Source organism: Marinobacter sediminicola (genome assembly GCF_031157525.1).
Lineage (GTDB): Bacteria > Pseudomonadota > Gammaproteobacteria > Pseudomonadales > Oleiphilaceae > Marinobacter > Marinobacter sediminicola.
In genome coordinates, this window is sequence record NZ_JAVIXR010000004.1 from 151527 (window position 1) to 165667 (window position 14141).

Annotated in this window: 14 protein-coding genes and 1 tRNA gene; 14 read left to right on the forward strand and 1 reads right to left on the reverse strand. The window is 52.0% G+C overall.

Translation table 11 applies throughout. The features are described from left to right. Positions 1 to 49 precede the first annotated feature (49 nt). The 8 genes from RG807_RS07555 (at position 50) to secF (ending at position 7983) form a co-directional block, all read left to right on the forward strand. A tRNA-Leu gene (locus RG807_RS07555) sits at positions 50 to 136 on the forward strand. 196 nt (positions 137 to 332) lie between these two features. After that, entirely contained in the window at positions 333 to 1448 is a 1116-nt protein-coding gene (locus RG807_RS07560; RefSeq protein ID WP_309044352.1) for a DUF1214 domain-containing protein, read from the forward strand. Between the two features lie 103 nt (positions 1449 to 1551). After that, positions 1552 to 2199, forward strand: coding sequence for a hypothetical protein (locus RG807_RS07565; protein WP_309044353.1), 648 nt, complete (start codon positions 1552 to 1554; stop codon positions 2197 to 2199). A 224-nt stretch (positions 2200 to 2423) separates the two neighbouring features. Further along, positions 2424 to 3536, forward strand: coding sequence for a tRNA preQ1(34) S-adenosylmethionine ribosyltransferase-isomerase QueA (queA, locus tag RG807_RS07570; RefSeq protein ID WP_309044354.1), 1113 nt, complete (start codon positions 2424 to 2426; stop codon positions 3534 to 3536). Between the two features lie 14 nt (positions 3537 to 3550). Then, entirely contained in the window at positions 3551 to 4672 is a 1122-nt protein-coding gene (gene tgt / locus RG807_RS07575; RefSeq protein ID WP_309044573.1) for a tRNA guanosine(34) transglycosylase Tgt, read from the forward strand. 30 nt (positions 4673 to 4702) lie between these two features. Beyond that, positions 4703 to 5068, forward strand: coding sequence for a preprotein translocase subunit YajC (gene yajC, locus RG807_RS07580; protein ID WP_298446925.1), 366 nt, complete (start codon positions 4703 to 4705; stop codon positions 5066 to 5068). Positions 5069 to 5162: 94 nt separating this feature from the next. Then, complete coding sequence (gene secD, locus RG807_RS07585; RefSeq protein WP_309044355.1) at positions 5163 to 7037, forward strand: protein translocase subunit SecD; 1875 nt, start codon at positions 5163 to 5165, stop codon at positions 7035 to 7037. Further along, positions 7030 to 7983: a protein translocase subunit SecF gene (gene secF, locus RG807_RS07590; protein ID WP_309044356.1), complete on the forward strand. Its 954-nt coding sequence runs from the start codon at positions 7030 to 7032 to the stop codon at positions 7981 to 7983. The genes secD and secF overlap by 8 nt, the downstream gene beginning before the upstream one ends. 113 nt (positions 7984 to 8096) lie before the next feature. Here the strand turns inward: secF and RG807_RS07595 are convergent, their stop codons facing one another. After that, positions 8097 to 8897 carry an inositol monophosphatase family protein gene (locus tag RG807_RS07595; RefSeq protein ID WP_298446928.1) on the reverse strand — a complete coding sequence of 267 codons (801 nt, stop codon included), beginning with the start codon at positions 8895 to 8897 and terminating at the stop codon, positions 8097 to 8099. A gap of 183 nt (positions 8898 to 9080) precedes the next feature. Between RG807_RS07595 and trmJ the strand changes: the two genes are divergently transcribed. From trmJ to rlmN, 6 genes are all read left to right on the forward strand, one after another. Then, positions 9081 to 9917, forward strand: a complete 837-nt coding sequence (gene trmJ, locus RG807_RS07600; protein WP_309044357.1) for a tRNA (cytosine(32)/uridine(32)-2'-O)-methyltransferase TrmJ — start codon at positions 9081 to 9083, stop codon at positions 9915 to 9917. Between the two features lie 18 nt (positions 9918 to 9935). Further along, positions 9936 to 10709: a serine O-acetyltransferase gene (gene cysE / locus RG807_RS07605; protein WP_298446930.1), complete on the forward strand. Its 774-nt coding sequence runs from the start codon at positions 9936 to 9938 to the stop codon at positions 10707 to 10709. 77 nt (positions 10710 to 10786) lie between these two features. Next, on the forward strand, positions 10787 to 11284 hold the full coding sequence (locus RG807_RS07610; protein ID WP_309044358.1) for an Rrf2 family transcriptional regulator: 498 nt from the start codon (positions 10787 to 10789) through the stop codon (positions 11282 to 11284). Positions 11285 to 11302: 18 nt separating this feature from the next. Next, positions 11303 to 12451: an IscS subfamily cysteine desulfurase gene (locus tag RG807_RS07615; protein WP_309044359.1), complete on the forward strand. Its 1149-nt coding sequence runs from the start codon at positions 11303 to 11305 to the stop codon at positions 12449 to 12451. An 81-nt stretch (positions 12452 to 12532) separates the two neighbouring features. Then, on the forward strand, positions 12533 to 12961 hold the full coding sequence (ndk, locus tag RG807_RS07620; RefSeq protein WP_200204986.1) for a nucleoside-diphosphate kinase: 429 nt from the start codon (positions 12533 to 12535) through the stop codon (positions 12959 to 12961). A gap of 62 nt (positions 12962 to 13023) precedes the next feature. Continuing rightward, positions 13024 to 14136, forward strand: coding sequence for a dual-specificity RNA methyltransferase RlmN (gene rlmN, locus RG807_RS07625; protein ID WP_200204985.1), 1113 nt, complete (start codon positions 13024 to 13026; stop codon positions 14134 to 14136). Positions 14137 to 14141 lie beyond the last annotated feature (5 nt).

A 14141-nucleotide genomic window follows, 5' to 3' on the forward strand; every position in this document is an offset into this window, starting at 1 on the left:
GTGTCTTGCTTTCACGATCAGGCTAAGTATAATTCCCCCACTCTTCGTTGGCGGCGTGGTGGAATTGGTAGACACGACGGATTCAAAATCCGTTGCTAGAAATAGTGTGGCGGTTCGAGTCCGCCCGCCGCTACCAAAATCTTACGAAGGTTTTTGGTTAAAAAGAGAAACACAAAACCAGCTTCAAGGCTGGTTTTTTTGTGCCTGTCTGTTTTTCGCTGGAAATACCCGATACGCGAATTTGAACATGCGGCGAATTTTTACGGGTGCTGATCCTACCTCTGAACTATAATATTTCTTCGAATTAAGTTGAGGCTTTCAAATGGGGGCCTTTGGGGCTGGCTGTCGATAATGCTCTATTAGCTATGGATAGATCTGAATGGGGATATAAGGGAATGAACATCATTATCAAATCTTTTTGCGTAGCCTTGATCATGTCTTTTGCGACGGCGGGTGCCGTGCAGGCAGCTGACACTGTCGAAGAATATATTCGGGAGTTTCCCAACCAGGAACAGGTCAAGATGATGCACGCCTGGCTGGAAAAAAATGAGAAAGGTACGTTTCAGTTTACCGGCTTGGTAGACCCCACCGACAGTACCGTTGTGACGCCCCAGGCCACGGTGAACTATGGGTACAACTGGTTCTCGGTTTCTGATGATCCCGCCATTGTTAAAACTCCGAAGTATGACAAGTTTTTCTCAGTTTCGATCTTTGATATGAAACACAATGTGCCTGCAGTGATTGTAAACCCGGACAAACCTATTCTGATCAAACGCCCGGGGCAGAAGGTACCTGACGGCGACTTCCATGTTGTTTCACTGGAAACTGATCAAGGCGTGATTCTTACACGCATGGTTGTTGTGGATAACCTAAAAGAGGTTATGGGACTGAGTAAGAAGATCGTTATGGAAGGCGGGAGGGGTAGTATGGTTCGAAACGTGCAGCGTTTCTCCGCTGAAACAGAAAAGAACGCGCTCTCTGTTATAGATGCCATTGTATCTTATGCGAACCCGGATGTTGCTTTCGGGGAAGTTAGTGGCGACGTGAGTTTCCTGAATCTTGCCGCAGGTGTGAAACTGGGGCAGTTGGGGACGCCGGCCGATACTGTCCGCTACGGCATAATGCTGACGGATAATAAGGGGCAAGCACTCAATGGTAAGGATACTTATGTAGTTACCGTCCCTGCCGGGCTTCATTTAAAGGGTGGCTATTATTCGGTCACGCTTTATGGAGCAGACAACCAGCTACTGATTCCAAACGACAAGAAGATCTACGATCGCACCACTTTTTCATCTAAAGCAAATGTGGACGGCAGTTATACCTTGACTTTTAGCCCTGATGGCGAAGGGATTAATGGCATACCGACAGGCAAGGCTTTCTATGGGGTTTTGAGAGCCTATGTGCCTAACCCGGATGCAAACATGAAGGTTAAAGTTGTAAGGCAATAGTTTCTGGCAGAGGTTGGCTGGAGCTGCATCCAAAGTGATTTATCCAACAAAAGGCGGCCGCAAATGAGGCTGCCGTGAGCTTCACAGAATTAAGAGGGAGAGTATGAAAGGATCTACGGCGATGATGAAATATGTCTGCTTTTTTATTGCTGCACTTCTGGCCGGGTGCGCTAGCTCCGGTACGAAGGTTCAGCGAATCGATGCGGTCTCAGAGGTTGATAAAGACTATAAACGCGTAATGGTGTTTGCGGTAACCCAAAAAGAGCGTAACCGCTCAGCGATTGAAGCCGAGCTTGTTGCGGAACTGAACAAGAGTGACTTCAAGGCCAGTCGATTTGCAATGTCGAACTCTGACATCCCCTGGGGCGATCCTACCAAGCTGCAGAACCTCGTTGCAGAAGATGCCAGAGCTGGAGAGTACGATGGTGTTCTGGTGGTTTCGCTTGTGAGTAAGCAACGCGAATCACGGTATGTGCCAGAGCAGGTGAACTACCAGCCAATTGTTACATCCGTAGGGCCTCTCGCTGCATCTACCTACATGCAAACAACGGTAGCGCCGGCTGATTATGAAGAAACAACAACTTACGCGTTGAAATCGACGCTGTTTGATACCGACTCCGCCAAGCCTGTTTGGCAACTCTATTCCAGCACCGTTGATCCAATGTCTATAGATTCCGCTGCCAAAGACTTCGGAGCGGTTATTGTTAAAGCACTTGAAAAGACCTTACCCCACGTAAAGAAGGGTAAATAAGGGTATTCAGACCCTGGATGGTTACACTGCGCTGTAAGCTTGGGCTACGCGCGCTGCGCGGTTGTAACCAAGCTGGCGGGCGTGCGATACTATGCCGCCTCCGTAAGTGGGTGAGTTCAATTAAATCAACCACTTACGGAAATTAACCAGCAGCGATCCGGAACTGGCATCTGCAGCTACCCCAATCAAGTCGCAGGAATGCGGCGCCTTGAATAGTCTGGTTCATGAACGTCTCCGATTTTCACTTTGATCTCCCGGATGATCTCATCGCCCGGTACCCTCTCAGGGAACGTAGCGCTTCCCGTATGCTCTGTCTTGACGGTATTACCGGCGACACTGCACACCGATCTTTTACGGATCTACCGGATTTACTCCAGCCAGGCGACCTGCTTGTTTTTAATAACACCCGGGTTATCCCTGCTCGGCTGTTCGGAAAAAAGGAAACCGGTGGGCAGGTTGAAGTGTTGGTTGAGCGTGTCACCGGTGAGCATAATCTTGTTGCCCATGTTCGTGCCTCCAAGGCATTGAAGGAAGGGCAGAAGGTGATCCTTGAAGATGGCAGCGCACTGCGCATGACGGGGCGAAGTGACGCCTTGTTCCATCTTGAAAGTGAGGCAAGTGAGCCGGTGTTGGAGCTGCTTGACCGCATCGGGCATATGCCGCTGCCGCCTTATGTTGATCGTCCCGATGAATCAACTGACCGCGAGCGCTATCAAACCGTTTACGCGAAAGAATCCGGTGCGGTTGCTGCTCCGACAGCGGGCTTGCATTTTGATTCGACGATTTTGGATGTTTTGAAAGCCCAGGGTGTTGAAAGTACGTTTGTAACCCTGCATGTAGGGGCAGGTACGTTTCAGCCGGTGCGGGTTGATCATATCGATGAGCACGTTATGCACAGTGAAATAGTGCATGTCTCCCAGGAGGCAGTGGATGCGGTTAATCGCACCCGGGCTAGGGGAGGGCGAGTGATCGCCGTTGGTACTACGTCTGTGCGATCCCTTGAGTCTGCCAGCCGGAGCGGGTGTCTGGAAGCCTTTCAGGGTGAAACCAGGATTTTTATATACCCCGGCTATCGATTTCAGACCGTAGATGCACTGGTCACTAACTTTCACCTGCCGGAATCCACACTGATTATGCTCGTCAGTGCCTTCGCAGGGCATGGGCATGTAATGCAGGCATATAAAGAAGCGATTGCCGAAAAGTATCGGTTTTTCAGTTACGGCGACGCCATGTTCATTACCGGGCAGGAGCCGAGCAGAGGTATGCTACTGGGCGCGCCCGATGAACATGCACATGCGGGCAGCCCATCATCATTCAATTCCGGAGATAAGTCGTGAGCCAGTCCTGTTTTATGACATTCGAAAAGCTGGCGGAAGATGGCCTGGCCCGTCGCGGCCGGCTGAGCTTTCCCCGTGGAACCGTTGAAACACCGGCGTTTATGCCCGTAGGTACCTACGGCACGGTGAAAGGGATGTTGCCCCGGGATATCCACGAAACCGGTGCAGAAATTATTCTGGGTAATACATTTCATCTGATGTTGCGCCCTGGTATGGAAGTAATAAAGGCTCACGGTGATCTCCATGATTTTACTCAATGGAAAGGGCCGATTCTCACGGATTCCGGTGGGTTTCAGGTGTTTAGCCTGGGGGAGATGCGAAAGATTACTGAGGAAAAGGTGACGTTTCGGTCCCCGGTAGACGGATCCCCCGTTGAGTTGTCCCCAGAAATCGCGATTCAGGTACAGCGCGATCTCGGCTCTGATATTGTTATGATTTTTGACGAGTGCACGCCGTACCCTGCAACAGAAAAGCAGGCAAAGGAATCCATGGAACTCTCATTACGCTGGGCAAAGCGTAGTAAGGACGCTCATGGAGACAGTTCTTCAGCGCTGTTTGGCATTGTTCAGGGCGGAATGTATGAATCGCTGCGCGATCGTTCTCTCGAAGGGCTTACGGATATAGGCTTTGATGGCTACGCCATTGGTGGTCTTTCCGTTGGTGAGCCCAAAGAGGATATGATCCGCATACTCGACCACCTGCCACCCAAGATGCCGGCTGATAAGCCCAGGTATCTGATGGGAGTTGGGCGGCCGGAAGATCTCGTGGAAGGGGTGCGCCGTGGCGTCGACATGTTTGATTGTGTGATGCCCACAAGAAATGCCCGCAATGGCTACTTGTTCACATCCACCGGAATCGTAAAGATCCGAAACGCCAAGAATCGCCATGATACAGGCCCTTTGGATGATCGTTGCGACTGTTATACCTGCAAGAATTTTTCTAGAAGTTACCTGCATCATCTGGATAAATGTGGGGAAATGCTGGGCTCCCAGCTGAACACAATCCACAATCTGCGCTACTACCAGAACCTCATGGCTGGATTGCGCGGGGCCATTGAAGCAGGTACATTGTCGAGCTTTATAAATGACTTCTATGCTCTGCGCGGCGAGACAGTGCCAGCCATGGGTAATGAGTAAATCCTTTTGCTTAATCAACGGAGAGTTTTGATGAAATCAGTCAAGTTGTTTTTGGCCGGCCTAATAGCAATGATGCCTGCACTGGCTATGGCTCAGGCGGCGCCTGCCGCTGGTGGTATGGGTGTTATGGGTCAGGTTATCTTTTTCGCCGGCTTTATCCTTATTTTCTACTTTTTGATCTGGCGCCCACAGTCCAAGCGTGCGAAAGAGCACAAGTCACTTATGTCGGGCTTGAACAAGGGTGATGAAGTGATTACCTCTGGCGGCATTGCCGGAAAGATCACCAAAGTAGCTGACGACTTCATCGTTGTTGAGATTGCCGACAATGTTGAAGTAAAGGTACAGAAAGTAGCTGTAGCTGCCGCACTGCCTAAAGGTACGCTCAAAGATATCTGAGCAAGGACTCTCTGGCCGGCCCTGATACCCGCCGGCCTGAACCTTTCTGGCTGAAACACCAAGGCCGGCTTTTGGGCCGGCTACAAGGGATCCCATGCTGAACAAGTACCCGCTTTGGAAAAACCTGATTATCCTGGTCGCGGTCGTGATCGGGTTTATCTACGCTTTACCCAACCTGTTTCCCGATGATTACGCTGTGCAGATCACCGGTGCCCGTAGTAGCACTGAAGTGAACTCCGCTGTTCTTGAAAGAGCCGTTAAAGCGCTGGAATCGGATGGCATTGAAGTTAAAAGCAGCACGCTTGAGGATCGGGATGCCCTTATACGGTTAACCAGTTCCGATGATCAGTTGCGTGCCCGCCCTGCCGTTCAGGCAGCTCTCGGCCGAGACTATCTCGTTGCGTTGAATATGGCACCGTCTACGCCAGCCTGGCTCAAGAGTCTGGGTGCAGGGCCAATGAAACTTGGCCTTGATCTGCGTGGTGGCGTCCACTTTTTGCTTGAAGTGGATATGGATACTGCCGTTGGTCAGAGGCTGGAAGCAGTTTCAGGTCAGATCAAGCGCGAACTTCGCGAAGAACGCATCCGCTACCGCGGGGGCGATGTTAAAGGTACTCGCGATATCGTTTTGAGCTTCCGCGATGAATCGTCGCGTACCGAAGCCTTTAACCTCATCAAGCGTCAGTACAACGAGTTTCTTTTGGATGAAAAGACCGTCGGCGATGAGTTCCAGATTGTCCTTACGCTTTCCGAAGCTGAAGTAAGTGCCATTCGAAAGTATGCCCTCGAGCAAAACCTGACCACTATTCGCAATCGAGTGAACGAGTTGGGTGTTGCAGAGCCTTTGGTTCAGCAGCAGGGCGCAGACCGGATTATTGTTGAGCTTCCGGGTGTTCAGGATACCGCTCAGGCAAAACGGGTACTTGGAGCCACGGCAAACCTGGAATTCCGTATGGAGGCGCGGCAGGATGCGCCTGCCAGTGAAACCGAACAGTTCAGTTTCCGCAATGAGCGTCAGCGTACTGCTCGTTTGGAGCGGGACACAATCGCTACCGGTAACAACGTTGCAAACGCGCAGCAGGCCTTTGATGAGAATGGTCAGCCACAAGTCAGCATTACGATGGACTCGATCGGTGGCGATCTGATGAATCGCGCTACGCGGAATGCAATAGGGCGGCGCATGGCCGTTCTGTTTATCGAGTTCCGTACGGAAACCGAAACCAGAATGGTTGATGGTGAGCCTGTTGAAGTAGACAAGCGGATCGTTGAGAAAGGCATTATCAGCCTCGCGACTGTTCAATCTGCTTTAGGTAGCAGCTTCCGCATCACCGGGCTGGATTCCATACCTGAAGCGTCCGAGCTTGCGCTGTTGTTGCGTGCAGGTGCTTTGGCGGCGCCTATGTACTTTGTTCAGGAGCGCACTATTGGGCCTAGCCTGGGTCAGAAGAACATTGATGCCGGCATGATGTCGGTGGCTCTGGGCTTCATTCTTGTGTTGCTGTACATGCTGGTCTACTACCGTGGGTTTGGCGTTGTTGCGAATATCGCTCTGACCATCAACCTGATGCTGCTGATAGCGTGCATGTCCATTCTCTCCGCGACGCTAACGCTGCCTGGTATTGCTGGTATCGTTCTGACTGTGGGTATGGCGGTCGATGCTAACGTTCTGATATTCGAACGTATAAAAGAAGAGCTTAAATCGGGTGCGTCGCCGCAGCTTGCTATCAACGCGGGCTACTCTCGTGCTTTTGTGTCGATCTTTGATGCGAACATCACCACCTTACTTGTGGCCATTATCCTTTTCGCGATGGGCTCAGGACCGGTAAAAGGGTTCGCGGTGACACTGTGTATCGGGATTATGACGTCCATGTTCTCAGGACTGATGGTCAGCCGCAGTATCGTTAATATGGTTTATGGCGGCCGCAGGGTCGAGAAACTGTCGATCGGAGGAAAGCTCGCCAATGTCTGATGATCAGAAGCAAAAGTTCGATTTTATGGGGTTTCGGAAAATTGCTTCCGTAATCTCCATTACTTTGGTGGTCGCGTCTATCGTGTTGCTTGGAGTCCGCGGCCTCAACTTCGGCATGGATTTTACCGGTGGTACGTCGGTAGAGCTGGAATACGCACAAGCGCCGCAACTGGATGAGGTACGCTCAACTCTTACAGAGGCTGGCTACGATCAATTTGTTGTGCAGAACTTCGGTGCAGATACGATTGTTCTTGTGCGCCTCAACGAATCGGGTAACGACCAGTTGGCGCCAGAGATTGTCAGCGTTTTGGCCAAAAACGGTGGCGATCTGAAGTTGATAGGTTCCGAGTTTGTAGGGTCGCAAGTGGGCGACGAGCTTAAAGAGAACAGCGGCCTTGCGCTTCTCATCGCGCTTGCGGTGGTGCTCATTTATGTGGGCATGCGGTTCCAGTTCAAGTTTGGTATTGCGTCGGTAGTGCCATTGGCCCACGACGTTATTATCGTTCTTGGGATCTTCGCGCTGTTTCAGTGGACGTTCGACCTTACGGTTCTTGCAGCTCTGCTGGCGATTATCGGCTACTCGCTGAACGACACCATCGTTGTGGCTGATCGTATTCGGGAGAATTTCCGGAAAATGCGGGTGGGTGGATCCTGGGATATCATCAACGAGTCTATTCATCAGACCATTGCCCGTACCATCAACACCTCTGGTACTACGTTGGTGGTTCTTCTGGCTCTGTATTTCTTCGGAGGCGAAGCCATTAACAAGTTTGCGTTGGCATTGATTATCGGTGTGGTGGTGGGTACCTACTCATCTATCTATGTCTCCGCCAACTTGCTGATGGTTATGGGTGTTTCTCGCGAAGACCTCATGGTGCCTGCTAAAGAGGGTGCCGGGGAAGGTGCTGAAGAGGAACAGCCACCGGAATGGCTTGACCGTATGTGATTCAGGTCCCGGGTTAATAACCCGGGCACAAAAAAACCGCCACTCGTTCGTTGGCGGTTTTTTTGTGCCCTGAACTTGGCTTTGGCTCAGTCCAGGGGTTAAGCGTATTCAGCTCAGGCAGGCATGCGACCACGGAATGGGTGCAATACCTTGAGAACCTCCCGGAACAGCTTCGGGTTCGCAACAACGAGTTGGCGTGCCTTATCTGTTGAAGGGTTGCCCGAGAAGTCTGCGGTAAGAGCACCGGACTCCATTGCCAAGGCTACGCCGAGGTCCAGATCAACGGCATCTGGGCGGAAGATGACTGCAGCATCGAGAAGGCCGGCAGAAACCCGCGCAATATCAAGGACCACGCAGCCAGATGTGCGAAACATGGAGGAGTTCTGGGCCAGTACTGCGGCCATCTCGCCCCAAAGCAGCGGGTTCTCGCTTTTGCGCGCCTGATCAAGCAGGTTGGTTGCAAACGCGGCTTTCTCGGCATGCTTGACGTCAGACACCCGAACTCTGCGGCTATTCAGTGCGGCGCCTCGGCCACGGCTGGCAGAGTATTCCTCACCGGTAACCGGGTTAACCAGAAGAAGGTTTTCCGTGCGGTTGTTTTTCTTCTGAGCCAGTGCCAGAGCAAATTCAGGAATGCCACGAAGGAAATTTTCGCGTCCCAATACCGGGAAAATATGCCAGCTACGTTCGCTGGTTCCGGCGTCTGATTCGTTCAGGGGCGCAATGGTGTGATCTTTGTAGGCCTTTTCGAGTTGCTCTGCAAAGTTGTCATAAATGGATTGCTCGACCCGGTCCAACTGGAAGCGACGCTCGTCGTCGTCTTTTCCGGTAGGCTCCTGGCGCTCGAAGTGGGCTTTCAGGTAATCCGACCCTTGACGCGCGACGCGCAGGGCCATTTTAATAGCTGGTTGCATCTGTGTGTTCGTTATCCGGGTGTGTGAAGGCCGGGTATGATAGCAAAAGATCCCCCTCCTTGTATGTTTTTTGACTCAGGAAAAGCACGGATGTTGCTATGTGAGTGAATATCCGGAGCGCAGAAGGTATCTGGTTTCTGCTATCATTGCGGCCCTTAAATTTTAACCTCGGGCTAGTCACCAATGCATAAGCCATCTCCGCCTCTGGAAGGGCCAGACGCGTTTCAGGATAAAATTCGAATTGTCCTGGTCGAGACCTCTCACTCCGGAAACATCGGGGCTGTCGCACGGGCCATGAAAAACATGGGGTTGGCCAATCTCTGGCTGGTCAATCCCAATTCTTTTCCAGATGAAGCCTCATACGCTCGAGCGGCCGGAGCCTCCGACATACTCGACAGAGCCCAGGTAGTTCCAAGTCTGGATAAAGCGCTTGAAGACTGCATTATGGTGATGGGTACCAGTGCCAGGGGTCGGAAAATTCCCTGGCCCGTATTGCCGCCGCCAGAAGCGGCCGAAATTGCAGCGGAGAAGAGCCTTAGTGGCCCAGTGGCATTGGTGTTCGGGCGTGAAAATCATGGGCTGAGCAACGATGAGCTCCACCTGTGTCATTACCATATTCATATCCCCACGAACCCCGATTACAGTTCTTTGAACCTGTCTATGGCGGTTCAGATTATGTGCTATGAATTGCGCATGCTTTTCTTGCGTAACCTTGAAGAGGGTAAAGACAATCCCTATCTAAAACCGATGCTCGCGCCAGGCGATGCTGGCTGGGATGTGCCGCCCGCCAAGGTAGGTGATGTGGAAGGCTTTTTTGGCCACCTTGAGCAGACGCTACATGATGTGGATTTCCATCGTCGCGATAATCCCAGACAGTTGATGTCTCGCTTGCGCCGATTGTTCCAGCGCGCAAAGCTTGATCAGATGGAAATCAACATCCTTCGGGGCATTTTGAGTGCTGTTCAAAAGGCCGCAGGCGCATCCGGGCACACCAATTCAACCAAGGCCAGTACAGACTGACCGGGCAGGGAAATGGCCATGTTTAGGCATTTGAAAGAAGATATAAATAGCGTTTTTCATCGAGATCCTGCTGCCAGGAACACGTTTGAGGTACTCACGAATTACCCGGGGCTCCACGCACTGCTTATTCACCGGTTCTCCCATTGGCTGTGGAATGTCGGGCTGAAATGGCTGGCTCGCACAATATCGACCTTGGCACGATGGTTTACGGGTATCGAGATTCATCCGGGCGCAACGATTGGTCGGCGCTTTTTTATTGACCATGGCATGGGCGTGGTTATTGGGGAAACGACGATTATTGGCGACGATGTGACGCTGTACCAAGGTGTGACCCTCGGCGGAACAAGCTGGAATAAGGGAAAGCGGCATCCCACGATAGGTAACGGTGTGGTCGTTGGTGCAGGCGCGAAAATACTCGGGCCCTTTGAGGTAGGCGAGGGTGCCAAGGTTGGATCTAACTCAGTGGTAACCAAAGCGGTTCCCGCCGGTGCGACTGTTGTGGGAATCCCCGGTCGGATTATCGTGAAGCAAAAAATGGAAGACGATGCCCGCCGCAAGGTTATGGAAGAGCGCATGGGTTTTGATGCTTATGGCGTGACCGAGGAGATGCCGGATCCTGTTGCTCGCTCCATGCGTGCGCTGTTGGATCACATGCATGCGGTGGATGATCGCATTGAAATCATGTGTAAGGCGCTGCGCAAGGTGAATAGTGAGTACCAGAATGGAGAGCTTCCGGTGCTTGACGAAGACGATTTTGATTGCGTGCGTGATGAAAGCGAGGATCGCGGCTGAATACTTGACTGAATTACTTGGTCAATTCATACTCAGTCTCGCATACTGAGATTCATTCCCATCATGGGGCTGATGCCATGAAGTTGACTACTAAAGGCCGCTACGCCGTTACGGCAATGCTGGATCTCGCTCTCCACGGAGGGCAGGGGCCGGTAACGCTAGCGGATATTTCAGCCCGTCAGGAAATATCGCTTTCCTATCTGGAGCAACTCTTCTCACGTCTTCGTCGCCGGGAGTTGGTGATAAGTATTCGTGGGCCCGGCGGTGGTTATCACCTGAGCCGAAGTGCGGCCAGTATTTACATTGCCGAAGTGGTTGATGCAGTCAGTGAGTCCCTGGATACCACGCGGTGTGGAAATAAGGGCGATTTCCAGAATGGTGAAAAATGTCTGACGCATCACCTGTGGTCTGACTTGAGTGATCAGATTCATCAGTTTCTTAGCGGGATCAGTCTCGGAGATCTGATGCAAAGACACGAAATCCGCCAGGTTGCGGACCGACAGAATCGCCGGCAAGCCGAAGGTGATTCCGACACAATTAATACCGAGCGTCTGATAGATCAGGCGCCCGCCTGAATCAAGCCTCTGTATTCTATGAAAAAGCCTGTATACCTCGATTACGCGGCAACAACACCCGTTGATCCTGCCGTAGCGGAAGAGATGATCAAGTATCTGACACCGGAGGGCTTCTTTGGTAACCCTGCGTCCCGTTCCCATGGTTTTGGTTGGCAGGCTGAAGCGGCTGTAGAGGCTGCTCGAGGTCAGGTGGCGAGCCTGATTCATGCGGATCCTCGTGAAATAGTCTGGACTTCCGGAGCTACCGAATCTGATAATCTCGCCATCAAGGGCGCGGTTGCGGGTCGAGATAAAGCCCACGTCATAACCTCTACTATTGAACACAAGGCGGTTGTTGATACCTGTAAATGGCTCGAGGGCCGCGGTGTTGAAGTTACGTGGTTGGAGCCTGAACGTGATGGCGTGATCCGGCCGCAGCAGGTATTTGATGCGCTTAAGCCAGAAACTCTTCTGGTGAGCCTGATGCTTGTGAACAATGAGTTGGGTTGTGTAACTGACATAGCCACTATTGGTACGGAGCTTCGAAACCGTGGTGTTTTGTTCCATGTCGATGCGGCCCAGGCCGCTGGCAAGCTCGCCGTTGATGTCACCACTATGCCAGTGGATCTTATGTCTCTCTCTGGCCACAAAGTATACGGACCCAAAGGTGTGGGCGCGCTCTATGTGAGGCGATCGCCGGATGTTCGTATCGAAGCCCAGATTCATGGCGGTGGCCATGAGCGTGGTATGCGTTCGGGAACCCTGCCGACGCACCAGATTGTTGGCATGGGTAAGGCATTCGCAATTTCCCAGCTCTGTCTCGAGGAAGAAATCGGCAAGCTCGAAGCCTTGCGTGCTGAATTTCTTGGTGGCCTTGAAGGGTTGTCAGGGGTGACTCTCAATGGTTCTGATACGTGCCGCGTGCCGGGAATCATGAATCTTTCATTTGATGGTGTTGATGCCGAGTCTCTGATGCTTGGTCTCAGGCATCTCGCTGTGTCATCTGGTTCTGCTTGCGCTTCTGCCACCTTAGCGCCTTCATATGTGCTTCTCGGTATTGGGCTGGGCGAAGAGTTAGCCCATCGTGCACTGAGATTTTCCATCGGGCGTTTTACCACGTCTGAGGAAATTGCCTTCGCCAGCACGCAAATTGTTGAAGTTGTTACCCGCCTTCGCGCAGTGCGGTAGGCAGTGGGCCTCTGACTGCGTATAATCGCAGGCCTGAAATTCACCCGTATTCCATAACCCAAACCCTCTAGGAGAAATACCATGGCTAATGAGCGCACGCTTTCTATTATCAAGCCCGATGCAGTTGCAAAAAATGTGATCGGTGAAATCTACAGCCGCTTTGAAAAAGCCGGCCTGAGCATTGTAGCGTCACGCATGATGCACCTTACCCAGGAGCAGGCGGAAGGCTTTTACGCTGAGCACAAAGAGCGTCCTTTCTTCAACGATCTGGTTGCATTCATGACCTCCGGTCCTGTTGTTGTTCAGGCTCTGGAAGGCGAAGGCGCCATCCTGAAGAACCGCGACCTGATGGGTGCAACTAACCCGAAGGAAGCGGATGCCGGCACAATCCGCGCAGACTTCGCTACATCTATTGATGCGAATGCGGTTCACGGTTCCGATTCTGCAGCTTCTGCAGAGCGTGAAATTGCTTATTTCTTCAGTGACAACGAAATCTGCCCGCGCGGCTGATTTTGTTGGTCGGGGGCTGCCGTCGGCGGCTCCCGCATTGATTATCTGATCGAGGTTATAAAATGACAGCCGCTGCTGAAAAAACCAACCTGCTGGGAATGCCCAAAGCAAAGCTTGAGGCTTTCTTTGAATCCCTGGGCGAGAAGCGTTTTCGTGCTACTCAAATGCTCCAGTGGATGCATCAGCGGGGTGTGGATGACTTCGATCAAATGACCAATGTGAGTAAATCTCTACGGGAAAAACTCAAGGAAATAGCCGTAATTCGTGGTCCGGAAGTCGTCTACGATGAAACATCGAAAGACGGCACACGCAAGTGGGTCATGCGCATGGATAACGGCAACAGTGTAGAAACTGTTCTGATTCCAGACGGTGAGCGGGGCACTTTGTGTGTGTCTTCGCAAATCGGCTGCACCCTGGACTGCACCTTTTGTTCAACGGGCAAGCGTGGTTTTAACAGAAACCTTACGGCTGCCGAAATTATCGGGCAGGTATGGGTTGCGCGCAAAGCCTTCATGCCATTTGAGCCGGGCCCTGACCGGCCAATTACCAACGTTGTCATGATGGGAATGGGAGAGCCCCTGATGAATTTTGACAACGTGGTAGATGCAATGAATCTTATGATGGAGGACCTCGCATACGGTATCTCCAAACGCAGGGTAACGCTCAGTACCTCGGGCGTGGTGCCGGGCATTGATAAGCTTGCGGAAGTTACCGATGTTTCACTGGCCATTTCCTTGCATGCGCCCAATGATGAGTTGAGAAACAAGCTGGTGCCGCTTAACAAAAAGTACCCGATTGCGGAGCTTTTGGCGGCCACAAAACGCTATTTCAGCCGTCTTCCTGATAAGCGTAAAGCGACCATTGAGTATACGGTTATTGAAGGCATGAATGACAAGCCAGAGCATGCTCACGAGCTGGCTGAGTTGTTGCGGGATATTCCCTGCAAAATCAACCTCATTCCCTTTAATCCGTTCCCGGAAAGCGACTTCCGTCGGCCTAGCATGAACGCTACCCGGCGTTTTCAGGCTGTCCTGAATGAGGCAGGCTACATCGCTACCATCAGAACAACCCGCGGCGATGATATTGATGCGGCGTGTGGACAGCTTGTTGGACAGGTTGAAGACCGTACCCGTAGAAGCCAGCGATACATCAATGTTCAGCAGGTGAATTCCTGATCGGA